Origin of the sequence: Bacillus sp. MHSD_36 (genome assembly GCF_030757775.1) — a bacterium.
Classification (GTDB): domain Bacteria; phylum Bacillota; class Bacilli; order Bacillales; family Bacillaceae_G; genus Bacillus_A.
On record NZ_JAVBIS010000003.1, the window covers coordinates 422587 to 447292 of the forward strand.

Annotated in this window: 29 protein-coding genes, 1 pseudogene and 2 riboswitches; of the genes and pseudogenes, 23 read left to right on the plus strand and 7 right to left on the minus strand. The window is 33.4% G+C overall.

Annotated elements, in window-relative coordinates; genetic code table 11:
* Positions 1-14 precede the first annotated feature (14 nt).
* A riboswitch (M-box (ykoK) riboswitch) is annotated at positions 15-180 on the plus strand.
* Between the two features lie 344 nt (positions 181-524).
* From Q9B79_RS15365 to Q9B79_RS15420, 12 genes are all read left to right on the plus strand, one after another.
* Positions 525-1250, plus strand: a complete 726-nt coding sequence (locus tag Q9B79_RS15365; RefSeq protein ID WP_306185561.1) for a P-type ATPase actuator domain-containing protein — start codon at positions 525-527, stop codon at positions 1248-1250.
* Positions 1251-1379: 129 nt separating this feature from the next.
* A complete protein-coding gene (locus Q9B79_RS15370; protein WP_270705612.1) occupies positions 1380-2246 on the plus strand; it encodes a 5'-3' exonuclease in 867 nt (288 codons plus the stop codon).
* A 508-nt stretch (positions 2247-2754) separates the two neighbouring features.
* Positions 2755-2895, plus strand: a complete 141-nt coding sequence (locus Q9B79_RS15375; protein ID WP_048527108.1) for an FbpB family small basic protein — start codon at positions 2755-2757, stop codon at positions 2893-2895.
* Between the two features lie 332 nt (positions 2896-3227).
* On the plus strand, positions 3228-4421 hold the full coding sequence (locus tag Q9B79_RS15380; protein ID WP_306185565.1) for an acyltransferase family protein: 1194 nt from the start codon (positions 3228-3230) through the stop codon (positions 4419-4421).
* Complete coding sequence (locus Q9B79_RS15385) at positions 4422-5165, plus strand: YveK family protein (RefSeq protein WP_306185567.1); 744 nt, start codon at positions 4422-4424, stop codon at positions 5163-5165.
* Entirely contained in the window at positions 5152-5772 is a 621-nt protein-coding gene (locus tag Q9B79_RS15390; RefSeq protein WP_306185569.1) for a CpsD/CapB family tyrosine-protein kinase, read from the plus strand. The genes Q9B79_RS15385 and Q9B79_RS15390 overlap by 14 nt, the downstream gene beginning before the upstream one ends.
* An 18-nt stretch (positions 5773-5790) precedes the next feature.
* Positions 5791-6429 carry a sugar transferase gene (locus Q9B79_RS15395; protein ID WP_087964799.1) on the plus strand — a complete coding sequence of 213 codons (639 nt, stop codon included), beginning with the start codon at positions 5791-5793 and terminating at the stop codon, positions 6427-6429.
* A 37-nt stretch (positions 6430-6466) separates the two neighbouring features.
* Entirely contained in the window at positions 6467-7903 is a 1437-nt protein-coding gene (locus Q9B79_RS15400) for an oligosaccharide flippase family protein (protein ID WP_306185572.1), read from the plus strand.
* A gap of 3 nt (positions 7904-7906) precedes the next feature.
* Entirely contained in the window at positions 7907-9121 is a 1215-nt protein-coding gene (locus tag Q9B79_RS15405) for an O-antigen ligase family protein (protein ID WP_306185574.1), read from the plus strand.
* Positions 9096-9896 carry a glycosyltransferase family 2 protein gene (locus Q9B79_RS15410; protein ID WP_306185576.1) on the plus strand — a complete coding sequence of 267 codons (801 nt, stop codon included), beginning with the start codon at positions 9096-9098 and terminating at the stop codon, positions 9894-9896. Before Q9B79_RS15405 ends, Q9B79_RS15410 begins: the two co-directional genes overlap by 26 nt.
* Positions 9893-10945: a glycosyltransferase family 4 protein gene (locus Q9B79_RS15415; protein ID WP_306185578.1), complete on the plus strand. Its 1053-nt coding sequence runs from the start codon at positions 9893-9895 to the stop codon at positions 10943-10945. Before Q9B79_RS15410 ends, Q9B79_RS15415 begins: the two co-directional genes overlap by 4 nt.
* Before the next feature lie 92 nt (positions 10946-11037).
* Entirely contained in the window at positions 11038-12585 is a 1548-nt protein-coding gene (locus Q9B79_RS15420; protein WP_306185580.1) for a glycoside hydrolase family protein, read from the plus strand.
* A gap of 111 nt (positions 12586-12696) precedes the next feature.
* Here the strand turns inward: Q9B79_RS15420 and Q9B79_RS27000 are convergent.
* Positions 12697-12894 (minus strand): annotated as a pseudogene (locus Q9B79_RS27000) (hypothetical protein); the annotation flags it as partial.
* A 279-nt stretch (positions 12895-13173) separates the two neighbouring features.
* On the opposite strand from Q9B79_RS27000, the gene Q9B79_RS15430 reads away from it, so the two are divergent.
* Positions 13174-14034, plus strand: a complete 861-nt coding sequence (locus Q9B79_RS15430; RefSeq protein ID WP_306185583.1) for a GNAT family N-acetyltransferase — start codon at positions 13174-13176, stop codon at positions 14032-14034.
* A gap of 34 nt (positions 14035-14068) precedes the next feature.
* Here Q9B79_RS15430 and Q9B79_RS15435 read toward each other — a convergent pair whose 3' ends face one another.
* The gene (locus tag Q9B79_RS15435) at positions 14069-14629 is read right to left on the minus strand and encodes a cysteine hydrolase family protein (RefSeq protein ID WP_306185585.1); all 561 of its coding nucleotides are present in this window, start codon (positions 14627-14629) and stop codon (positions 14069-14071) included.
* 183 nt (positions 14630-14812) lie between these two features.
* Between Q9B79_RS15435 and Q9B79_RS15440 the strand changes: the two genes are divergently transcribed.
* On the plus strand, positions 14813-15073 hold the full coding sequence (locus Q9B79_RS15440) for a DUF6123 family protein (RefSeq protein WP_063224108.1): 261 nt from the start codon (positions 14813-14815) through the stop codon (positions 15071-15073).
* Between the two features lie 2 nt (positions 15074-15075).
* Here Q9B79_RS15440 and Q9B79_RS15445 read toward each other — a convergent pair whose 3' ends face one another.
* The 3 genes from Q9B79_RS15445 to Q9B79_RS15455 all read right to left on the minus strand — a co-directional run bounded on the left by Q9B79_RS15445 (position 15076) and on the right by Q9B79_RS15455 (position 17323).
* A complete protein-coding gene (locus tag Q9B79_RS15445) occupies positions 15076-15981 on the minus strand; it encodes a DMT family transporter (RefSeq protein WP_306185589.1) in 906 nt (301 codons plus the stop codon).
* A 13-nt stretch (positions 15982-15994) separates the two neighbouring features.
* A complete protein-coding gene (locus Q9B79_RS15450; RefSeq protein ID WP_071730534.1) occupies positions 15995-16381 on the minus strand; it encodes a reverse transcriptase-like protein in 387 nt (128 codons plus the stop codon).
* A 69-nt stretch (positions 16382-16450) separates the two neighbouring features.
* Positions 16451-17323, minus strand: coding sequence for an aldose 1-epimerase family protein (locus Q9B79_RS15455; RefSeq protein WP_306185591.1), 873 nt, complete (start codon positions 17321-17323; stop codon positions 16451-16453).
* Between the two features lie 132 nt (positions 17324-17455).
* Positions 17456-17500, plus strand: a riboswitch (PreQ1 riboswitch).
* 6 nt (positions 17501-17506) lie between these two features.
* On the opposite strand from Q9B79_RS15455, the gene Q9B79_RS15460 reads away from it, so the two are divergent.
* The 3 genes from Q9B79_RS15460 to Q9B79_RS15470 all read left to right on the plus strand — a co-directional run bounded on the left by Q9B79_RS15460 (position 17507) and on the right by Q9B79_RS15470 (position 18992).
* Positions 17507-17992, plus strand: coding sequence for a QueT transporter family protein (locus Q9B79_RS15460; RefSeq protein WP_306185593.1), 486 nt, complete (start codon positions 17507-17509; stop codon positions 17990-17992).
* A 151-nt stretch (positions 17993-18143) separates the two neighbouring features.
* A complete protein-coding gene (locus tag Q9B79_RS15465; RefSeq protein WP_306185595.1) occupies positions 18144-18803 on the plus strand; it encodes a ribonuclease H family protein in 660 nt (219 codons plus the stop codon).
* 12 nt (positions 18804-18815) lie between these two features.
* The gene (locus Q9B79_RS15470; RefSeq protein WP_000358801.1) at positions 18816-18992 is read left to right on the plus strand and encodes a zinc-finger domain-containing protein; all 177 of its coding nucleotides are present in this window, start codon (positions 18816-18818) and stop codon (positions 18990-18992) included.
* Positions 18993-19025: 33 nt separating this feature from the next.
* On the opposite strand, the gene Q9B79_RS15475 is transcribed toward Q9B79_RS15470, so the two are convergent.
* Entirely contained in the window at positions 19026-19274 is a 249-nt protein-coding gene (locus Q9B79_RS15475; RefSeq protein ID WP_171484745.1) for a DUF2564 family protein, read from the minus strand.
* Positions 19275-19393: 119 nt separating this feature from the next.
* Positions 19394-19591, minus strand: coding sequence for a cold shock-like protein CspB (gene cspB / locus Q9B79_RS15480; protein ID WP_001161732.1), 198 nt, complete (start codon positions 19589-19591; stop codon positions 19394-19396).
* Between the two features lie 264 nt (positions 19592-19855).
* On the opposite strand from cspB, the gene Q9B79_RS15485 reads away from it, so the two are divergent.
* The 6 genes from Q9B79_RS15485 to Q9B79_RS15510 all read left to right on the plus strand — a co-directional run bounded on the left by Q9B79_RS15485 (position 19856) and on the right by Q9B79_RS15510 (position 24522).
* Complete coding sequence (locus Q9B79_RS15485) at positions 19856-20584, plus strand: YqcI/YcgG family protein (RefSeq protein ID WP_306185599.1); 729 nt, start codon at positions 19856-19858, stop codon at positions 20582-20584.
* Positions 20585-20722: 138 nt separating this feature from the next.
* Positions 20723-21355, plus strand: a complete 633-nt coding sequence (locus tag Q9B79_RS15490) for a LysE family transporter (protein ID WP_306186181.1) — start codon at positions 20723-20725, stop codon at positions 21353-21355.
* A 19-nt stretch (positions 21356-21374) separates the two neighbouring features.
* Positions 21375-21668, plus strand: a complete 294-nt coding sequence (locus tag Q9B79_RS15495) for a cytoplasmic protein (RefSeq protein ID WP_306185601.1) — start codon at positions 21375-21377, stop codon at positions 21666-21668.
* Between the two features lie 83 nt (positions 21669-21751).
* Entirely contained in the window at positions 21752-22381 is a 630-nt protein-coding gene (locus tag Q9B79_RS15500; RefSeq protein WP_306185603.1) for a sterol desaturase family protein, read from the plus strand.
* A gap of 246 nt (positions 22382-22627) precedes the next feature.
* On the plus strand, positions 22628-22969 hold the full coding sequence (locus tag Q9B79_RS15505; RefSeq protein ID WP_306185606.1) for a DUF485 domain-containing protein: 342 nt from the start codon (positions 22628-22630) through the stop codon (positions 22967-22969).
* Between the two features lie 2 nt (positions 22970-22971).
* Complete coding sequence (locus tag Q9B79_RS15510; RefSeq protein ID WP_306185608.1) at positions 22972-24522, plus strand: solute symporter family protein; 1551 nt, start codon at positions 22972-22974, stop codon at positions 24520-24522.
* The last annotated feature ends 184 nt before the right edge of the window (positions 24523-24706 follow it).

Below are 24706 nucleotides of genomic sequence, written 5' to 3' on the forward strand. Positions count from 1 at the left end.
TCTATGTAATAAAAATAAGTCTCTGTTAGGTGAGGCTCCTGTATAGAGAAATGCTACTGCCCAAAAATGTCGAGAGACGCCAATGGGTCAACAGGAATGATCGAATTAAGGTTTTTCTTAACGTAGCTGGTAATGTACCTATGCTATACAGTGCTAAAACTCGGCGAGGGAGAGGTCCGTAGATTTCTAATTGTATTAGGAATCGTTTATTTGTGTATGTCAAGACCTTTACTCTTTTCGGAGTAAAGGTCTTTTTGTTACAAAGCTATGAGTAATCTCATAGTATAAACTATAAAATGAAAACAAGGAGGTGAGGAGCATGTCAAATTCTGACTCGGTTCCGTTACCCATATACTTCAAATCAAAAATATATGATGTAGGCAGGAAACGACTTGTTCCTCCCTCTATATTTATCATCATGTAGCGTTTATATGTATGTTTAAGCGCTAGACACTTTCACAGTAAAGTGGATAAATCGAGAAACAAAGCGTTTCTTCCTATGTTGTAAAGGAGGAGACGATAATATGTTATATGCAAACAAAACTGTGGGTAACACGTCATATAAATTAAGTAAAAAATCAATGAAAGAACAAACATTGCTTCAAAAAAATAAAGATTTATTAATTGAAATCGCAACGAGAGATGTAAAATCTGTATTTGCATATTTTAAAACAACAAGAGACGGATTATCTATGAAAGAGGCAGAAAAACGTATTCAAGTATACGGACGAAATGAATTAACTTCAAAAAGAGCTCGTATTGCGGAAATTATGATGAAACTAAGTGGAATGATCCCAGGCTTTTCAAAACAACATGTACGTGATGGATTACAATGTGAGAAAATTACTGTGTCTCGAGTAGAATGTTCAAGTACAACAGGTTTAAACGGTGAATTGAAAATGATGAATTTGCCAGTACAAGAGCTTGTTCCTGGAGATATGATTTTTCTTTCAGAAGGTGATACAGTACCAGCGGATGTACGTATCATTTATGCAAATGATTTATTAGTAAATGAATCTGTGCTAACAGGAAGCGATGCAAGTGTTGAGAAATTTGAAAGCTGCTATCATCTTGAGCGCAAACGATTTATTCCTTTAAAACGAATGAAAGACTATAATCCACTTGAACTTGAAAACGTATGTTTCAAAGGGACGTATATTGTTGGTGGAAATGCAAAAGCTGTAGTTGTTTCGACTGGGAAAAATACGTATTCAGGAATTCTTCATACTTGTTGTAGTAGAACATCTTAATGTGTAAATGATGCTAAATATACAAAAACAATGTATAATAGACAAAGTTGAAAAACGTAGAATGGTAATCTATTTATATAACCTTACGTGATGACGTGGGGTTATTATTTTTTTGGTAGGAGAGGAATTATGAAAAAAGTATTATTAGTTGATGGTATGGCACTATTATTTCGTGCTTTTTATGCAACAAGTGTCTACGGACAATTTATGAAACGACAAGATGGTACCCCTACAAACGGGATTCATGGTTATATGAAACATTTATTAACAGCTATGCAAGCAATTGAACCGACACATATCGTAACATGCTGGGATATGGGAAGTACGACTTTTAGAACAGAATCGTTCTCAAATTATAAAGCGAATCGTGCAGCGCCGCCTGAAGAATTAATTCCGCAATTTGATTTAGTACAAGAAATGACTGCGAAATTGTCCATTCCAGTTATCGGTATGAAAGGGTATGAAGCGGATGATTGTATCGGTACGCTTGCAAAACAATATTGTAATGAAGCGGAAGTTTACATTTTAACAGGTGATACGGACTTACTGCAACTTGTTGATAAGAGCGTTACAGTTATGCTTCTGCGCAAAGGAATTGGAAATTACGAGTATTACACACCAGAGAAGATTATGGAAGAAAAAGGTGTGGAACCGTGGCAAATCGTGCATGCAAAAGCTTTCATGGGAGATACGAGCGATAATTACCCAGGTGTAAAAGGTATCGGTGAAAAAACAGCGTATAAACTGATTCAAGAGCATGGTACAGTAGCAACTGTACTAGAAAATGTGGCATCTTTAACGAAAGCGCAACGTACGAAAATTGAAAGTGATTTAGAGAATTTAAATATTTCATTACAATTAGCGCAAATTCATTGTGAAGTTCCTATTTCATGTTCGCTAGAAGAAGGATTACACACAATGGATGAAGAAAAACTACGATTCGTTTGTGAAGAAATGAATTGGGGAAGACCTGAAATATTAATCAATATGTTGTAAATAGTTTAAAAAGAAGGATGTTGCATGAGTCGAAATTTGACTAGGTGACACCTTCTTTTTTATTTTGAAAAAAAGAATTTTAGTAGATGAAAGTATATGGAATGTAGCTTAAAATATATAAATATTTCGACAAGGTAAATTGATATAAGATGACGTAAATGGCGATTTATGTAATGAAATGAAGCAACTACAAAGCGGTTTTACGGAGATTTTTTCTTGTTCACAAAGTTGTCAGAAAATAAGCGGTATTTTCATATGAAGTTCAAATGGAATTCACAACAATCAATTATTATAAGAACAACCAGATAATGCTTTATCTTTTATCCCACTTTAATGGGCAGTAAGACCCCCCACCTCAAAATTCAGCGAAAGCAAAGAAGTTAGGTGGGGGATCAACTGCCCATAAAAGTCCGATTGGTTCAACTAATAATCAGTGGGGGATGAAGAAAAACCCCACTGATTAAAGTTTCACTTTATATAAACCATCCCCCAAGGAGGACAATAAAAAATGAGAAAAAAAGTGAGAAAATCTTTTAAACAATTATTAATTGAAAATAAACAATCACTATTAAATAATAAAGAAAATATGAAAGAAATTGAGGAACGAATTGAGAAACGACATGTCGCATATAGTGGCTCTAGCAACTAAATAGAACAAAAAAAGATAGCCGATAAAGGCTATCTTTTTTTTGTTCTATATTGAAATCACTCTATTTCTCTCTTTAATTTTTGTAAATATACAAGATATTTTCATAGTGTTTTTCTACCAATATTTTTCATTTTTCGAGGTTGAAATTGGTATATGCCAATTTTGGAGATTTGCTATTCATAATATTACAAAAAATGTTACAATACATTCAAAATTACAATATAAAATCATTTTCATATGAAAAATTGGAATGAAAAGAAAGGAGAGGAATATGAATAATGGTGTCGCTTTGAAATGATTATTATCATTTCGGTAGGAGTTGATGTAAAACGATGGAGAGGTATGAGGAGCTGGATTCAATTCGAGGAATTTCCTCATTGGTAGTAATGATCGGCCATCATTTAATGATTTTTTCAGTATTTCAAAATTACAGTTATGAAGATAATAAACCATTTGTTATGTATCTATTAAAAGAAACACCTGCTCGTCTAATTTTTAGTAGTGGTAACGAATCTGTTATTATCTTTTTTGTTTTGAGTGGATTTGTTTTGTATAAATCTATTCAAAACAACTACGATAGCTATGGATCATTCCTTTTAAAGCGTATATGCAGAATTTATATTCCATATATCGTAGCAATACTTATAGCTATTTTATGCCAAACTACAATGAGTGAATATGGAATTTCTTATTTAAGTGAATGGTTTAATCGCTCATGGACGATTGAAAGTTCTTTAAGCTTAATCGTGCAGCATATATTATTGGTTGGGAAATATAATACAGATGCATATAACGGCGTAATTTGGTCACTTGTTCATGAAATGCGAATATCAATAATTTTCCCGTTAATTTTGATGGTTTGTTTACGAAAAACGTTGAGGGATTCGTTATTGACATTGTTTAGTTTTAGTATATGTTCTGTCGTGATTTTATTATTATTTCACTCAAGTTTAACATTAACAAGCTATGCATTAACCCTGCATTACACAGTGCTGTTTTTACTAGGAGCACTAGTTGCGAAATATAAAAATAATGTAATAGTTTTTTATAGTAATCGTACTAAAAATGAGAAAGTTGCATGGTTTTTATTTGCGATTTTACTTTATATGTATGAAGGGCTTATTGGAGAAATTAAATTGCTCAATAATTTTATATTTCGAGACTACGCAGTAGCAATAAGTGCATGTTTATTTGTCATATTAAGCTTGTCAGTATCAACTTTGTCATCCTTGCTACGTAATAAATACTTATTATATTTAGGGAAGATTTCTTACAGTCTTTATTTATACCATATCATATCGTTATTTTCCCTAGTATATATGCTTCATGAAATATTTCCGTTATCTATTGTTTTAATTTTATCGCTAATTTTTTCGTTTATTCTAGCAATAATTTCTTATTTGTTTGTAGAAAAATTTGCATTCAGGATCGGAAAGTATATAACAAAGCAATCGAATTTAGAAAAGAAAGGACTATCTGCAGAAAGTGAGATGCAGGATGTCATTCAGACAAAGGCGGTGAAATAATTGAAGCAAGAAATTAGCATGAAGGATTTTCAACAGTTATTGAAAAGAAGGATAGTAACAATTATTTTGACGATGTGCTGTTTAACTGTTTCTCTAATTCTTATCTCTATGTACGTATTAAAGCCTTCATATCAATATTCAACACAAATTCTCGTTGGGAATTTAGATGAGTTTAATAAGGAAAATTCAACAAATAAAACACAGGAAAATAAACAGCTCGTAACTTCGTATGTTGATATTTTAAAAAGTCCACTTATTATTTCAACAGTCAAAAAAGCTTTGAAATTAGAGCAATCAAGTTATGAATTAGCTCAAAAGATTTCAGTGGTGAATATGGACAATTCACAAATTGTTACTGTTACAGTAAAAGATTCGGATCCTAAAATTGTAAAAGAAATTGTAAAGTCACTGGCAGAACAATCTCAAAAAAGCTTTCAACAGTATACGAATGTACAGGGAGTAAAAATATTAACTGACCCTGAGTTACAGGAAAAAGCTGAAAAGCTGTTTCCGAAATTGCAACTTATTATCCCTATCTCTTTACTTGTTAGTTTTTTTGTTGGAGTAGGTTTAGCTGTATTTCGAGATTATTTTGATGAGCGTATATACGTGGAACAAGATTTGGAGAAAATAACAACAATCCCTGTTATTGGTTACATAAATATGAAACCGAAAAGAAAAAAGAAATCTACAGAAGTTGATCCGCAATCATCTATATATCGAGGTGAACATGTCGATGTTTAAAACAAAGAAACAGCTTCCATTTGATCCGCATGATGCTGTAATGAAAGAGCAGTTTTATACGCTGTATCACGAGTTGAAAAAATCAGGGAAACAAGTGTTCACAATTAGTTCAACGAAGGATAGAGGCGTTGTTGCCTCGCTTATAGTCAATATAGGGCTAGTATTTGCAGAAATGAAAAAAAAGGTGTTACTTATCGATGTGAATTTTTCCGATCCTAAGCTACATCTACTATTACAAAGCAACCATACGAAAACAGTGAATGATATAATAAGCGATCCCTCCTGTAGTTATGAAACTTTCTCTAGTAACTTATCTAAATACTTATATTGTATTCCTGCAAAAAAAACAGTACACACCGGTACACCTTTAGTTGCTACAGATGAATTTGATGATGTAATTGCAAAATGGAAGGAAGATTTTGATTACATTTTCTTGTATTCCTCTGAAGTATTTGAGCTTCCTGCTACGCACATGATTGCAGGGAAATGCGATGGAGTGGTCTTAGCGGTTAAGAAGAGAAAAGATTCCCTACGTACCGTGCAAAAAGTGATAGCAAATATAAAGAAGAAAGAATGTGAATTAATAGGTATAGTTTTATATTCTTGAATGTGGGGGTAACGATCTATGATTCGTGAAACAAATCAAGCCAAGTTGTATACGATTCCGGCCCAAGAAAAGACCAGTATTTTGAATCGAAGTATAAAGCGCTTGTTTGATATTATATTTTCACTCATATTGTTACTAGTAACGCTGCCAATTATGTTGTTTTTTTGTATTATAATTGCTTTCGAAACAGCAGGAGCTCCAATTTATTTTCAAGAACGTTTAGGGATGAATGGGAAGAAATTTAATGTATTTAAATTAAGGTCGATGGTAAAAGATGCTGAAATAAATGGACCACAGTGGGCAGATGAAAATGATCCAAGAATTACTAAAGTTGGATCATTTATAAGAAAAACGAGAATTGATGAATTGCCGCAACTTTTCAATGTTTTAAAAGGCGATATGTCTTTTGTTGGACCTAGGCCAGAGAGAGAGTATTTTTATAAACAATTTGATGCCTATATTCCGGAATTCAAGGAACGTTTAATTGTGAAGCCAGGGTTAACAGGATGGGCACAAATAAATGGTGGGTATGATCTTGATCCGAAAGAAAAGTTGAAATGGGACATGGAGTATATTGAAATGAAAACGATTAAGATGGACATTCATATTTTATGTAAAACTGTTTTAATCGTATTGAATGGTAATGGTGCAAGATAAATATATGTAAGTAGGTTGCTTGCAAAGGAGAACAGGTATGGGTAGATCTATTTTAAATAATATTATCCATCTATTTTATAGCACGATTTTAGCTAATCTTCTTCAGGCTGTGAGTTTAATTGCTTTAGCAAATTTTTTTAATGCACAAAATTATGGGATGTTTAGTGTTGCTATAGCAGTGACGTTTGTTATGTTATTTTTTACAGATTTAGGACTTACGAATACGTTTCTTCGAGAAGGGGCAAAAGATAGAGTAGACTTAGAGATGATTTTATCGTCGTATATAAAGGTAAGGATGATTCTACTTATTTTTATTTCTATAATCGGCTATATTGCTATTCATTATATGTATGCGGATAGAAATTTGATTTATATGATGATAAACGTAATGTTTTTCATGTTAATAGGATTAACTTGGCAAAATATAGGGATTGCCTACTTTCAGCTAACGGAGCGTATGAAGTATATAGCGCTTATTAAAGTTGTATCAGCGGCAGTTGTCATTATCATTACATGTTTTTGTATTCTCGGAGAGTTACCAGTTTATATAACTGCGCGTTTATATGGATTTGGTTATATGATTGGTGGTATATGCAGCATATATGTAATGAAAAGAAAGACGAATGTGAATATGAAAGTTGTAATTCATAAAGCGTTGTTTTGGCAAGTGACACCTTTTATTATTAGTGGTTTTTTAATAATGAGTACGCCACAATTAGCACCTATTTTACTTAATTATACATTGCCATTAAGTATGGTAGGTGTTTTCGCGGTGGCGTATCGGATGCCAGCAGCATTATATCAAGTACCAGGGGTGATTGCAGGGGCATTTTATCCAGTGCTCTTTAAGCATTATAATCAGAATAAATTAGAAGAGCATACGAAATTAAACTTACTTCAAATAAAATCAATGACGATTGTGGGAATATGTATGACGATAGGTTTATATTATTTAGCTCCATACTTTATTTCTATATTTTTTCATGAGGAATGGAGAAATGCAGTAGAGCCACTCCAAATATTATCATTTCTCATTGTGCTGCAAAGTTTAAATATTGCTATAGCTGACGGCTTAACAACGAGTGGATGTCAAAATAAAAGAACTGTTGTGCAATGTATAGCATTAGTGATAGGTGGGATTATGCTTTATAGCTTTAGTAGTATTGGTGGAGTGATAGGAGCGGCTTATGCTATGGTTTTATTTGAAATTGTAGCTTTAGTTGGGTATATAGCGGTAAGTGTAGTGAAGGGGAAAATTGTATTTCAAATTGTCATACCTTATACAATTTATTTTGGCGTAACTTTTATTGGGGTGCAATATATATTGCATACATATCATTTTATTGCGCTCGTTCTTAATACGTTAATCGTAGTAGTGGGTATATTCCTATATGACTATGAGCTGAAAAAACTTCTTCTTTCGTTTATAACAAAAACACGTAAAAAGGATTATATTACGAAACAGGGGATATAGCCTATGGAAAATAATATGAAAATATCGATGAAATGGATTATGCTCTTAATATTATTTGTCATGTTAAGTAAATACAATATATATATTGGATTTTCGTTGAAGATATATATGATTTTTTTAGTCATATATTTTTGTTTAACAGTTAAAAACTTTCATATTCAAAAGCTATATTTTCATGAAGTTGTATTTTTACTATTTTATTTTATTTATTGTTTCAGTGGAATTCTTTCTATATATTTACATGCTAGTATTCGTATGATTTTTGGTGTGCTACTTGTTTTAGGGTGTTATTTTATAATGAGAAATTTAGTAGGAAATGTTGAAATAGCAACACTTGAATCATCTATTGTTTATGTAGGGATTATATTTAATATTGTAAGTCTAATACTGTATATAGTCGGTTTACAGCACTTTGGATTGTACGGTGGAGAAGAAAGAGAAATTTTTGCCGGACTCTTAGTTGATAGAGGATATCCAAGGTTAATTGGTTTGCTAGATGATCCTAACATTTTTATTTTTTATAATACAATATTTTTTATGTATTATATGACAAACCTACATAATATGACGAACATTTTAGGATTGATTTTATGTGTTACGACAAGTTTATTAACTTTCTCAAGGGGAGGGATATTAGCACTTGTGCTCGTCGTTTTTGTATATGTATGTACATCTAGTTTTGCAAAAAAAATAAAAATAATAATGAGTTTACTATTGCTTGGTGTAGTGATCTTTAGTTTATCGAATAGTGTAATGGGTGGCCAATTGGATGACATATTGAATAAACGAATTTCTGATTTTTCGCATGATAATGGAAGTGGAAGATTTACATTATGGGAAGCTGCTTTTAAATATTATGTATCCAATCCATATATCGGAATTGGTGCGTTTAATTTTTCGAATTATTATGAGTTTCAATTTAATGAAAAATTATATGTGCACAATACATTTTTAGAAATTTTGTCTGAATCGGGTACAATTGGTTTTCTTTTATATAGTGCTTTTTTATGCATATTAATGTTTAAATTAACGCAGTATACTCTGTTTCGTGAAAAACCGTATCTTTTATTGACTATGATTGGATTTTTATTTCAGATGATGTCATTGTCACTCATTATTAACGAAGCGTTCTTTTTATTTTTAGCAATGGTTGTGAAGTACATTTCAATATATGAAGGAAGGGGAAAGGTAGATGGTAAAATGTCTATCAGCACATAATAAGGCGCCTCATGTTTCTGTAATAACACCTTCTTATAATAGTATACGATTTATAGGTGAGACGATTTTATCAGTACAAAATCAATCATATGAAAATTGGGAAATGATTATCATTGATGACGCTTCAACTGACCAATCTGCTACAAAAATTAAAGAGATAATAGAAGGGGACCCGCGTATTAGGCTAATATCATTAAAAGAAAATGTTGGTGCTGCGAAAGCTCGGAATTTAGCGATTGAAGAGGCGAGAGGAAGATATATTGCTTTTTTAGATAGCGATGATATATGGTTGCCAAATAAATTGAAGATACAATTGTTATTTATGGAAGAAATGAATGCGGCCTTTTCATATGCATCGTATAGTTTAATCGATGAAAACGGTAATGAACTAAATCGAGAAGTGAATGTACCAAAATCTGTTGACTATCATCGTTTGGCAGGAAATACAATTATCGGTTGTTTAACAGTAATGATTGATCGAGAAAAAATTTTCCATATTGAAATGCCTAATGTACAGCCGGAAGATACAGCGCTATGGCTAAACTTATTACATGAAGGGCATGAAGCAAAAGGAATACAGCAAGTGTTAGCGAAGTATAGAATTGTAGAAAATTCTGTTTCGAGAAATAAAATGAGAGCGGCTTTTCGGTATTGGAAATTATTAAAGGAACAAAAACGATTGAATGCGGTACAAATTTTTTACTATTTTAGTAAGTATGCTTTTCATGCCTATAGAAAAAATAAAATCAATGTAGTTGGGAAGACGCAATTATGAATATATTGCTGATGACAGACAAATTGATAACTGGAGGAGCCGAAAGTTATTTCTGTAAATTGGAAAGCAATTTGCGTGATGAGAATTTTACAGTATACACAGCTGCAGGTGATGGGGAACTATATGAATTTCTTACTAGAAAAGAAAATTTCATATTGCTTAGTCGATGGAATCATTTGAGAAATATTTATTACTTGCGAAGAGAAATATGTGAACGAAAGATAGAACTTATTCATGCCAATAGTTTACGAATGGTCTTATATTCCTTTTTGCTTCAAAAGTTTATGAAAAAAAAGATAAAAGTCGTGTATACGAAACATAATGTAACGATATTAGAAAAGAAAATGCCAATTCTTTTTCGTTATTTCATGAATAAATATGTGAACAATATTATTACAGTAAGTGAGTTTGAAAAGAAAAATTTAATTTCAATGCATGTAGCTGCAGAAAAAATAAAGACGATTTATAATGGTGTGGATATTGAAAAGTTTTTATTCCGGCAGAAAAAGACAGAATCTACTTATCATGTAGGGATATTAGCTAGATTATCCAAAGAAAAAAACCATCAACTATTTGTGAAAATTGCAAATGTGTTGAAAAAGAGAGATGATTTTAAGTTTTATATTGCTGGTGATGGACCAGAGAAAGAGTCTATTATGGAAGAAATAGAAAAGTATGGATTGCAACAAAGTGTAAAGATGTTAGGTAATATTTCTGAACCACATGGATTTATAGGTAATATGGATGCCTTGCTTTTATTATCTTTTCGTGAAGTATTTCCAATGGTGGTAATTGAAGCGATGGCCACAGGGACACCAATTATTTCAATAGATGTCGGCGGAATCAATGAAGCGGTAATAGATGGAGAATCAGGTGTTTTAATATCTGAATATTGTGAATCTGTATTTGCAAGTGCGCTTGAGGAATTACAAGAGAATGAAGACAAGGTGAATGGTATTAGACTGAAAGCACGAGAGAAAGCAGAGAGATATTTCTCGTTAACGAAAATGATAGAAGAAACGAAAGATATATATGAATTAAACAAATGACTGTAGAAGTCGTTTGTTTTTTTTATTATAGAAACTTTTAAGATAAAACTTACATATTATATGAAAAAGGTAATATGAGGAGTGGATTTGTTTTGTCAGAGTATATTTCATCACAAGGAGATTGTGCACCTGAAAATAGTGTTCATATTGATTGTTTTGGTGCAGTTCCAAACTCAGGAAATGATAGTTCGGTAGCGATTCAACAAGCGATTGAATACTGTGTATCGAATCGAATTTCTACGGTTAGAATTACAGGGGTAAATACGTATAAAATTGTAAAACCGATTGTTATTAAATCAAATGTAAGGTTAGAGCTAGATCCTACTGTTACGTTGCAAATTGATGGAGATTTTAATGCGTTTGAACTGCAACAAAATGGGTCTATAACAGGTGGTACAGTTCAAGTTATAAATCCACTGTTTCAATCTGCAGTTATTTATGTTTCCGGTTCGCAACAAATAGAAGTTCCTAATCACTCTCTTATATCAAATATAAATATAATAAATGCAACGTCGTCATATAAAGGAAAGGCTATACACTTTTATTGTCAAAAAGCATGGGACTATATTAGTTTCTTTCAAGTTAACTTTATTCAAATTAAAAATTTTCAAACTGCAATACATTTAAAGACAGAATTTATAGATGATATAAATACACCTTGCTGGATTAATGCAAATGTATTTCAATCTATATTTATTGATGGATGTCAGTATGGGATAGAAGTAGATGGAAATAGTGATTTGCCAAATGAAAGTTCAGGTAATACATTTCATGATATTCAAGTACAATGTAGACAGCAAACGAAAAAAGTAATTCGTTGTACGGGTGCTTATAATACATTTAATTGTATGATTTGGGATACGTACCGGATGAGTAGCGAACCGATTGTCATTGAATTTTCTTCTAATTCGCATCGTAACAACCTTTTTTCGAATTTACTTTCCACAACTATTGTAGATAAAGGACAATACAATGTTTGTAAGTCTACCTATGAAGAATCTCTTCGGATTCAGTTGCCAATTACGTTAAATAAACCACATTTAATAGGGAACCAAGATGATATATTAGTAAATGCTCAGCAGAAGTATACTGTTAAGCAAGCAAGTGGAAAATTACCTTACGGGGGGAATCTTGCAAATTGTTTTAATTTAATAGATGAACAAAGTGTAAACTATATCGATGTTCCAGATAGTAATCCAGTTGTGATTGAACTAGATTTCACGAAAAATCCAATCCAAATGTTGAATTGTTTTGGCATGTATTTTGGATGGGGAGAGAGCCCGAAGAAAATTAAAATTGAATATGCATTAAGTGCAACTGGAAATTGGGTTGTTGCATCGGATGTTCCATTAAATGTAGGCGATACAATTATATCGAATATGAAGGCGAGTCAACTATATAAAGCGAGAATTACACTGAGTGGTTATGTTCAAGACCATAAACGTTTTCGAATTAATCGTATATTTGCGAGGTCTTCTATGGAAAATGGGAACGCTTGGTTAGCAACAACTGGTGGAAGAATGTTTGGAGATATTGAAATAGAAGCAAGTAAAGGTATTATTATGAAGACTGCTAGTGGAGCGAAATGGAAAGTAACGATTAATGAGGCGGGCCAACTTATTACGACTAAATTAACTTGAGATGATGCTCGGTTATAAATGCTTGGACGAGTTATTAAGTAATACGATAAAGAGAATGAAAAAGAGATTGTAATTGGGTTTCAACCAAACTACAATCTCTTTTTGTTTCATTTAATCCCACCAAACCCAAGTCCAAAGGTAATTTCGTACATTTCGAGGAGTAACCCGTATGAAGCGTTCACCGTCAAAGAAGCAATTAAAATTTGGAAGTGTTTCATCTGGATTTTCTGAAACAAAGGTGACCGTATTTTCGTTACTCGTAACAGTTACTGTAATTGGTGGGTCAGTAGGCGAGACTTGAAGTTGTAATATTTTAATTACAAGATAGGTGGTTTCCAATCCAAAAATGGATTTTATCTAAAGACTAGCACTACTAGCAGGAATATTAAAAATAACGATAGAACTATTTTCTGTATGGTTAATGTTGCATCAGTATGTTTTTAATTACTATTGTACTTAATTCTTATAGGGATGTTGTCATCTCACATAGTCTTGGTCAAAATAGGATATGTGTGTGACAAATAAAGTGAAACATGAACAAGTTGATTTGATAATAATGATTTAAATGTCTAGATAAGGGGATGAAGTATGCTTGAATTGGAAATTAGGGTGGAGCGTCTTAGAGAAGAACAAATAGGCGATATTGTAGCATTATCTTCTTATATTGGGTGGGATTATAATAAAGAAGAAATTGAGACTATTTTTGACTCAGGTATTGTATATGGTGTGTGGAATGTGAGAAAGGAACTCATTGCTAGCGCAGCAACTATATTATATGGGGAGAAATTAGTGTCTATCGGAATGGTCATTGTACATCCAAATTATAAGGGAAGTGGGATTGGAAAGGCGATAACGAATGCATGCATGAAGAGCGTATCGGCTCAAACTCCTATTATGCTTATTGCTACGGATGAAGGGAAACCTTTATATGAAAAATTGGGATTTAGAGCAGTAAGTTATGTTTCTAAATACATATGTAACTCGTACAATGTGAATAATTATTGTATGAGAAATGAAGATTATATGATGAATTATGAGGAGTGTGATTTAGAAGAAATAATAAAATTAGATGAATATGCGTTTGGAACAAATAGAAAAGTATTCTTAAAGAAAAGAATTATACAAAGTGAGCAATGCATCGTTGTAAAGGACAATAAACAAAATGTATTAGGTTACGGTTTAAGTATACAAACACCAGAAAATAAAATAATAGGTCCAGTCGTTGCTGAAGATGATGCGATGGCAATGAGGATTGTACATTATTTAGCAAGAGAGCATCATGGTAAATTAAGAATTGATGTGCCAGAGGGGAAAAACGATTTTATGAATCTATTAGAGTCTGTTGGCTTTCAAAAGGTTCATACACCACCAATTATGATGAGAAATAGTAATCAATTTTTGAAAAGAAATGGGGAACTATACAGTATTGCAGCACAAATTTTTGGATAAAAAAGAATCCTTCTGAATGAAGGATTCTTTTTTATTAATCACGATATTGATCGTGAGTCGGTTGAAATAGGTCTTCCTCAATATCTCTTACCATAGAAAAATGATCTACGTTATAATGTCCATGTAGAATTTTATTATGATGAGCAATGATTTGCTCTGCAGATAATACGTTAGAATCAGTTGTGGAATGACCATTTTTAATTAATGTAACGTCAAATCCTTGTACAGTAGCTGTTCTAACAGCGGTGTCAATGCAATGTTCTGTTTTACATCCACCGATAACGATATGGCCAATCTTCTCTTCTTTTAAAAGTTCTAGTAAAGAAGTGCCATAAAATGCGTTTGTTGCTGCTTTATTAATAAGGATTGCGGACTGAGGTACTTGAATTTCATTATGTACTTCAAATCCTTCGCCGCTACCAGAAGCAACATCGATATCTCTTACGAAAATAATAAGGGCATTTGAATCGATTGCTTTCTGTACGGCTGTATTTAGTGTAGATAGTAGTTCTGTTTTACGAAAAACTTCATTTTCTTGTTCAGTGCCATCCATTAATTCTTGCTGCGCATCGATAATTAATAGTGCTTGTTTCATTTTGTATCCCTATCCCCTTTAATATAAAATAAGTTCCCATTTACATATTCTTTTATATTGTAAGGAAACCCTCTATCGTCTACTTCAGATAGATTTACAAAGTTGTCAAAGAAATTTCATTCTCATAGCGTGTAAAAACATGTATGATAGGAGATGGAGAATTTTTGAGTAGGTGGGAATAACATGCAAACAGTAGAAGATTATCTTTCATTCTTACATACGAAAGGATTTAAACTATCAGAGGAAGCACAAGGGTTTATTATGTTCGGACAAGGATATACGGGTGCATCTGATGGAATTGTGAACGCAGCAATAGAAGCGACAATAAAACATCAATTCCAGTTTGATGGGAGTTATTTTGTTGCGTTATTAGAACGATTGAAAGAAGAAGAGATTACAGATAAAAAAAGCGCTAAGGCTTTTATGCGGAAGTTACAAGCGTAACTTCACGCGGCCTGCGCTTCTTTTTTTGTTTTGGAAGGTAATTCAACAAAAACCATGCCTAAGAAAATACATAGGCATCCGACAATAGCGGAAATAGAAAGTTGTTCGTTTGCAACGAGAACACCTGTTAAGGCGGCAAAAACGGGCTCCATTGCGAAAATAATTGCTACTCTCGTTGGAGATGTATGTTTTTGTGCTGATGTTTGAATGAAAAAAGCAATGGATGTCGCGAATAGAGAAGTTAAAAATAGGGCGAATAAAAAGGAAGAATTCGTCCATAGTGCTACTGAGAATAATTTTTCCCAATCTTCAAACAAAAAAGCGCAAATAGAAGAAAACATACCGACAGCTAATACTTGTGATGTGCTTAATAATAAAGGTGATATTTTCTTAGAGAAGAAGCCGTTAACAAGAATATGAGCAGCGAAAGCAACTGCGCAACCGAGAACGAGTATATCTCCCATGTTCAATTGAAAAGAATCACCAGCTGTTAATAAGTATAATCCTGCTGTTGCTACAGCAATGCCCATTACGATAAAAATGGTAGCTTTTTGTTTTAAAAAGATAAAAGACAAAATGGGTACCATAACGATACTAAGTCCTGTTAAGAAACCTGCTTTTGAAGAAGTTGTATAAAGTAAGCCAAATGTTTGTAACACATAGCCAACGCATAAAAAGAACCCAACGATTAATCCAGCGAGACTACTTTGTTTTATATCTTGTTTTGAAGTTTTTTTTGAGAAAATCATTTGAACGAATAATAAAATAATTCCAGCGAATAAAAAGCGAATACCATTAAAAGTAAATGGACCAACGAAAGACATAGCATTTTGAACGACGACAAACGTAGCTCCCCAAATAAAAGAGACAAATAATAAAGCAAGAGGAGCGATCCAATCTTTTTTCACACTCATACCCCCGTTAATTTTGTAAGATAGCCTTTCTAGCTAACTCATCAGCAACTTTATTTTGACTACTTGGAATCCACTTAATAAAAAAGAGATCGAAACGTTTTATGTACTGCAGTGCTTCCTCTAATAGTGGTGCAAACATTTTATTTTTTGCGTATTCTTTTTCGACAGCTCGCTCGACAAGTTGCGAATCTGTACGAAAAGAGACAATGTTATAATTATGCTCCGTGCAATATTTTAATGCTGCAAGTAAAGCGTGGTATTCTGCTTCATGATTGGACATTGTCCCAAGGGGTAATGATAATTGTACAGCTGGTTGAACCCCTTTAATAAATACGCCTGCACCAGAAGGACCAGGATTTCCTTTTGATGCACCATCAATATATACTTCAATCAAAATGAGAAACCTCCAAATGATAAGATGATCCCCTACTTATATGTCTCATTGAAGTAGGGGATAGAGTAATTAGCCAATAGTAATGCTATAACGACATGTAAATGTTTCATTCGCTTGTAAAGATTGGATTCCTTTTTTTTCCTTGAAATCTTTTGCTGGAGTTACTTCATCGGCAATTCCGTACCAAGGTTCGATACATAAGAAAGGAGCATTCTCGCCTGGTGTCCATACGCCGACAAATGGGAATCCATCAAATTCTACTTTTACAAATTTATTATGTTTATGAGAACGAATAGAGATTTCATCCGTATTCATATTTTCAAAAATAAGTGCATCATTTTTGAATAAATCGTATGTAAGTGGTAATTCAGTTGCATTTTCAGCGATTACTTGCTTTTTGCTTGAAAGGTAAGGTCCTTCTAATACGCTTGTTTCTAAACGCTCAGAACCGTTAAATGATAAATGATAATCTGTAAATGATTCGCCCTCTAATAAGGGGAAGTTGAAACCAGGGTGTGCTCCGATTGAGAAGAACATCTCTTTTGAAGCAGGGTTATGTACTTCGTATGTTACATGAACGATTTGTCCGTCTAACTCATAAGAAACGAGTAATTCGAATTCGTATGGGTATTTTTTTAATGTTTCTTCATTACTAGTTACAATATAAGTGATTTTCGTTTCACTTTGTTCTTTTATAGAGAATGTAAGATCACGCGCAAAGCCGTGTTGTGTTAAAGAATATGGTTTACCATCTACGTAGTATGTATTATCTACTAATCGGCCAACAATTGGGAATAAAATTGGTGCGCGGCGCCCCCAATAAGTAGAATCACCTTGCCATAAGTATTCTGTATTGTCTTCTTTTAAGCGAACGCTTTGTAATTCTGCACCTTTGTCAGAGATGGTAACGATCACTTTTTCGTTTTGAATTGTTGCTGTCATGAAGTGAAACCTCCTAAAACTTTCATATGTTTTATTATACGTTGTCTAAAAGAAAAAAGGTAGTTAATGATAGGAATCTATTGACGAAAGAGTGTGTATTGCGTAGAATATAATCTTGTTGCTTAAAAAACGAATAACGTGGTTCGAAACCATCCCACGTAAAAAAACTAAGGAGATTTTGTCATGAATATTAGAACTTTAGTCGGTAATGGTATTTTAGCGGCATTATATATTGCTGTTTCTATGCTTATTCAGCCATTTGGCTTTACGAATGTACAGTTTCGTATTTCAGAGATGTTTAATCATCTCGTTGTATTTAATAAGAAAGCAATTTACGGAATTGTATTAGGGGTATTTTTAACGAATCTCTTTTTCTCACCTATGATCGCTTACGATTTAGTATTTGGAGTAGGGCAATCTATTCTTGCATTAGTTGCAACGATTATTTCTATGCGATTTATTAAAGGTGTTTGGGCTCGTATGATTTTTAATACAGTTATTTTTACAATTACAATGTTTATGATTGCAATTGAACTTCATCTTGCATTTGATTTACCATTTATGTTGACTTGGATAACATGTGCAATCGGTGAATTTGTTGTCATGGCAATCGGTATGCCTGTAATGTACTGGATTAATAAACGAGTACAATTTGAAAGATTTATGTAATAGATGAAAGAGCTATTCCTATAGGGATAGCTCTTTTTGTATGTAATCACATTGAATATAATGCTGTGACTATTGATAAAATATAATAAAATAAAGTGAGGCTTTCATTAGCTGGCTACATATAAGAAGTCTTATATAAGGGGAATCTAGTATGAAATATAAAATTCATTGGTTGTATAAAACGAAGCGCGGTTTGCAGACGGAATTAACGACAGATTATATGAACATAGAAGATGTACTGCAATTTGCAGAGGATTTCGAGAAGACAGGAAGAGTGAAAGAACTATCATTTTATGATGAAATGGATGCAGAATGGTCATTAAAGGAAATGAAAAAGCTGAATAAACAAGTAGAGGAAGAGCCCCAAGAAATACTCGTTTATTTTGATGGGGGGTATGATATTCAGACGAAAGAGGCTGGAGTAGGTATATGTGTATACTATAAAAAAGGGAAAAAACAATACCGAATTCGCCGTAATGCATATATAGAAGGCATATATGATAATAATGAAGCGGAATATGCATCATTACTATATGGCGTAAATATACTCGAGGAATTAGGGATTAAGTATGAAGCAGTTACACTTCGCGGCGATTCGCAAGTTGTACTGCAGCAGTTGGCTGGAGAATGGCCTTGCTATGATGAGCATTTAAATCATTACTTAGATCAAATTGAACAAAAGGCGAAGCAAATGAAATTAAAACTAGTGTGCGAGCCGATAGCTAGAAAACAAAATAAAGAAGCACACCAATTAGCTACGCAAGCATTAGAAGGAACAGTTATAGATAGTCATAAAGAAATAACCGAATAGAGAGGTGCAAAGGTGGATAAAAAGCAACTCATTACGGAGGTAAATGACTTATTAGAAACGTATTGTGAAGGGTGTTTTTTGCGAGAACATAACCGAAAGACGAATAGTAAGTATTATGCTCATTCCTTTTGTATAAGACAATGTACAGTTGGAGAAACATTGAAAAAGTATGGGGAGCAGTTGTCATGAAAAAACATCCAGAGAAAATTCTCTGGATGTTTTTTAGTGCTTCGCTTCATTTAATTGATGCTCGCACTCGCTTAATTTCTTTTCCTCATTCATCAGAAATGGCTCATCTAAGTCTGTTGCAACAGATTTCATAATTTCAAGCTGAGAGCGAGCGGCTTCTACAGCAGTAGTCGCATGCTCTAATGTATCTGGATCCATTGAAATTGTCGCTGATCCTACCATTTTTTGTGCTGTTTCCACACGGAATTTTACTTCTTCAAAATCATTTACTTCTGATCCCATTGCTAATTCCTCCTTTGTATATTGCGCATTTCACATAGTTTTTGCTCTGGAAAACGGAAATATACAAAGGAATAACAAAGGAGGTTACCAAGTAAGGTAACCTCCTGTCATATGTTGGATTAAAGTTTTACTACGTTAGCAGCTTGAGGTCCACGGTTTCCTTCAGTGATATCGAAAGATACTTCTTGACCTTCTTCTAAAGCTTTGTAGCCTTCGCCTTGAATAGCAGAGAAATGTACGAATACATCGTCAGCGCCTTCCATTTCGATAAATCCAAAACCTTTTTCGTTGTTAAACCATTTTACTTTTCCTTGCATGTTACAATTCCTCCTAAAAAACATTTACGTTTTTCATTTAGTGAAATTCATTTGAAAAGATAATATAAACTAAAAATGCTATAATCTTGAATATTCTGCTAAATGATTAATTTAAATATACACGAATTGGGAGAATTTAGTCAAGTAAGCGATTTTATTTTTTTATATTTTTAAATAATTTTTCAGTCGAATTTTTAAATAGGTATAGGACAGGCCGAGTATGTAATAGTCTTAATTGAATGCTATACATAATGAGGTGAAAGAATGAATGAGTCTTATTTATTAGATAATGACGGAATGAGAATGAGAACGGATATACCGAATTGGGTTGCAAAAGAATTTGAAAATTTTTCAAACATTGTATTAGAACCAACTTTCCCATGTTATTTTGGTTTAACTGCTTTGAAAAAGAATGAGCTTCGTTATTCCTTTCTCTCTCATAATGATTGGAACCATTTGCCACATACAATGTTATCCTTTTTAGAGTTAATGAAAGAGCGTCCAATTGTAAGAAGAGGTTTTTTTCTTTTTGTGGAACCGGAATGTGAGGAACAATCACTCGAATATTATCGGGATTACTTTTGGAAAGTACTACAATATTTACATGAAAATGATGATCAAACATGGCCGAAGCAAATTCCTGAAGACCCAGACCATCACCTATGGGAATTTTCATTTGGTGGTGAATCGATATTTGCATTTGGAAATGCGCCAGCTTATAAACAACGAAAAACTAGGCATTTAGGGAATTCTCTCGTTATTGGATTTCAGCCACGCACTATCTTTGATGGGTTAGAAGGGGATCGTCCGAAAGGAGCATATTCAAGACAAACGGTCCGTGAGCGAGTTGAAAAGTGGGATCAGTTGCCGAAACATCCTAACATTAGTCATTATGGTGATCCCGATCATCGTGAATGGAAACAATATTTTATAGGAGACGATATAGAGCCGATAAAAGGAAAATGTCCTTTTCTTCATAAGATAGAAAAGTAAGAGCCATCATCTAGGTGGCTCTTTTGCATATTTTGGATAAAAAAGGGTATTTTAGTAGTAAATATTTTGATGAAAGCTAGTCTATTTTTTATCATTACATCATTACTTAATAGTAAAGGAAGTAGAAAGGATAGAGTGATGTTTGGAGCGATTATACAACAAATTGTATTAGGTATTTCATTAGCTGCACCAGTAGGTCCGATTAATATTGAAATGTTAAAACGAGGAATTGAACGAGGTTTTTGGCATGCGTGGGTTGTTGGAATTGGTGGAATGACTGCAGATATTTTGTTTATGCTTCTCATCTATTTCGGTTTATCTTCTCTGTTTATGTATACATATGTACAAGCTTTTATGTATTGCACAGGTTTTTTCTTGTTATTTTATTTAGGATTTCAAAGTGTAAAACAAGGAATTTCCCACTCGAATATGGAATATAAAAAAGAAGAGGTAGGTGGCCTTAAACAATCGTTTATGGCAGGTTTTTTAATTGCGATATCCAATCCATTAAACCTTGTTTTTTGGTTTGGTATATATGGAAGTACACTTAGCTCACTGCTCACGAAGGCAACGAAACAAGAAGCGTTTTTGTACAGTCTTTGTATTATCGTTGGTATTATTTTATGGAATGTAAATATCGCTTTTTCTGTCCATTTTGGCAGAACTTTATTAAAGCAAAAAGTACTAGGCTATATAACAGCCGGAGCAGGTATTATTTTAGTAGGATATTCTATCCATTTTGCATACAAAGCTTTACAGTTGTTCACATAAGATTGAAGGGGAGATTTTTATGTATCGAACCACTATTGACGGAAAAGAAATTATTATTACGTTAGCACCAAAAATCCGAAAAGAAATTACTGATAGGGATCCACTATATGAAGCGGTATTTCATACTGCGGCAAGATTACTACAAACAAAGCAACCAACGTTTGCGGTAAATCACGAAGTATTTGGACTCATTATTGGAGAGGTACAAAGAGGAGAAGTAACAGTGTTTGCAGTGGAACATATTATTCCAAAGCAAAATATATTTGGATCGAACAATTTTTTCTCGACAATAGAGCAGCAGGCAAATTTGTAAAGTGAATAGAATAAGAATAGAAAATAAAAGAAATAGTCGTAACGATTTGTTGCGGCTGTTTTTTTGGAAAAGGGGGAAGAAACATGAAGAGTGTGGGGAAAGAGTTCTTTTTACAACATGATATCGTTATTATGTATAGTATTTTATTTGGTTTCATCATTATTTTAAAAATGCAATTATTCACATGGATCGGTATGTTAGCGTGTTTGTTTGGTATTGTTTTTTATACGCTTAACGAATACATGACACACCGTTTTTTATTTCACTTAAAGCCACCTAAAAACGTATTTTTATTAAAAATGTTAAGAAGATTACACTATGATCATCACGTGTATCCAGATGATTTAAAGCTTTTATTTTTGCCTGTATGGTTTAGTATACCAAGCTTTACTATATATTTATTTATATCATACGCTATAACAAAAAGTGTTACTGTTACACTTTCATTCGGAATTGGAATGATTATCATGCTTCTCGTTTATGAATGGAAACATTATATTGCACATAAGCCAATTCGTCCTGTCACTAAGTTTGGACGATGGCTAAAAAAACAGCACATATTACACCATTATAAAAATGAAAAGTTTTGGTTTGGTGTTTCCAATCCAGTTTTCGATTTCCTATTTGGAACGCTTAAAGATGGAAAAGATGTTGAATTAAGCGAAACAGCTCGTAATTTAGAAAAAGAGAAAAAAACAGAAGTGGTGCGATAAGCACTCTTTTTTATTTTGTTATAACGAATATGAAAGGTTCACTGATACGTGATTGAAGTTCGTAAATTGTATGTTGAAAAAGTATATTAAAAACTTAGCAGAAATTGCCGAAAAATGTCTATCGAAAAATCTTTGCAGGAATGTATGGATTGTCTAAAATGAAAATAAGTTTCTGAATATTTATAAAATTTAGTTTTTAGGTATACAAGGGGGAATTGTATTTCTAGTAAGAGAGGGGATTAGAGAATGAAACGAGATGATACGTCAGCACGTAAGTTACAAAATGAGGTGAATTATACAGAGGTTGTTCAGTCAGAAGAATTCCAATTGCTATTAAAGACGAAAAAGAAGTTCATCGTTCCAATGAGTATTTTCTTTTTAAGCTTTTTTATTGCGTTACCTATTTTAACATCGTATTCAAAGGTACTCAATACATCGGCATTTGGTGATGTTACGTGGGCATGGGTTTTCGCATTCGCTCAATTTATCATGACGTGGTCATTATGTATGATTTACAGCAAAAAAGCGGAATCCTTTGATAAAATCTCACAAAATATTTTGCAAGATATGCAAAAAGGGAGGGGCTGACTTTGAATACAACCGCTTTTGCACTATTCTTAATCATCGTTCTTGGTACACTCGTTATAACCTATTTTGCATCGAAGAAAACGAAAAATGCGAGTGAGTTTTATACAGCTGGAGGGGGATTAACTGGTTGGCAAAATGGTCTGGCCATTGCGGGAGATTATATGTCTGCTGCGTCTTTTCTTGGTATAGCCGGAGCAATCGCGTTAACTGGGTTTGATGGATTCTTTTATAGTATCGGTTTCTTAGTTGCCTATTTAGTTGTATTATACTTAGTTGCAGAGCCACTTAGAAATTTAGGGAAGTACACGTTAGCTGATATGATTGCGGCACGTTTTGATGCGAAAAAAGTTCGCGGAGTTGCAGCGCTTAATACGATGACAATTTCGATTTTTTATATGATTGCACAATTAGTTGGGGCGGGTGCACTTATTAAATTATTATTAGGGATCGAATATACGACAGCTGTTTTAATCGTTGGTACATTAATGACAGTGTACGTTATTTTTGGCGGAATGACTGCGACGAGCTGGGTACAAATTGTTAAGGCTGTATTACTTATGGCTGGTACATTTATTATTTCTGTTATCGTTTTCGCAAAATTTAATTTCAGTGTGACTGAAATGTTTGCACAAATGAAAACAGCTACACCATTAAAAGATTCGTTTTTAAATCCAGGTGTAAAGTATAAAGATGGTCTTGATACGCTATCTTTAAATTTAGGACTAGTTCTTGGTACAGCTGGATTACCACATATTCTTGTTCGCTTTTTTACAGTGCGTGATGCGAAAACAGCACGTCAATCTGTTGTTTATGCTACGTGGTTAATTGGCGCATTTTATATTATGACAATTTTCTTAGGATTTGGGGCAGCCGCATTTGTAGGAAATGAGGCAATTATTAAAGCAAATCCTGCTGGTAATATGGCTGCACCTTTATTAGCGAAAGCGTTAGGTGGAGATTTCTTATTTGCTTTCGTATCAGCCATTGCTTTTGCAACGATTTTAGCTGTAGTGGCAGGGCTTGTATTAACAGCGGCATCAGCCTTTGCACATGATTTTTATAATGAAATTATTCGCAAGGGAAAATCAACGGAAAAAGAGCAAGTGTCAATGGCTCGCTATGCGTCTATTGGAGTAGCGGTATTATCCATTATACTAGCGTTATTTGCTCAAACATTGAACGTAGCATTTTTAGTTTCATTAGCATTTGCAGTAGCAGCGAGTGCAAACTTGCCAGTTATATTATTCACAATATATTGGAAGCGCTTCAATACGACAGGTGCTATCTCCGGTATGATTGTTGGTCTTGTATCAGCCATTGTTCTCGTAGCGTTAAGTCCAAATGTATGGAACCCTGTAGCTGGAAAAGCTATATTTGTTGGGGAAGCGATATTCCCGTATACGACACCTGGAATTATTTCGATTCCACTCGGGTTCCTTGCGGCATATTTAGGAACTATTTTATCTAGTAAGAAAGAAGATGCGGCGAAGTTTGATGAAATTCTCGTGAAATCTAATACTGGTCATGGGATTAGTGATGCGTCTTCGCATTAAGAAAGAGGGGCTTTTCGATATATAAGAAAAGCTCCTTTTTTTGTCATTTTCTTGTAAATAATACTGCTTTGTAAGTAGGATTTATCTTAATTTTGTGGAATGAAAATAAGCAGGGAGAAATTTGAATCATCATGGCACCAGCGCAGCTTTTGTGAAAAATAAGTTGTTATGGAAGGTGGAAGAA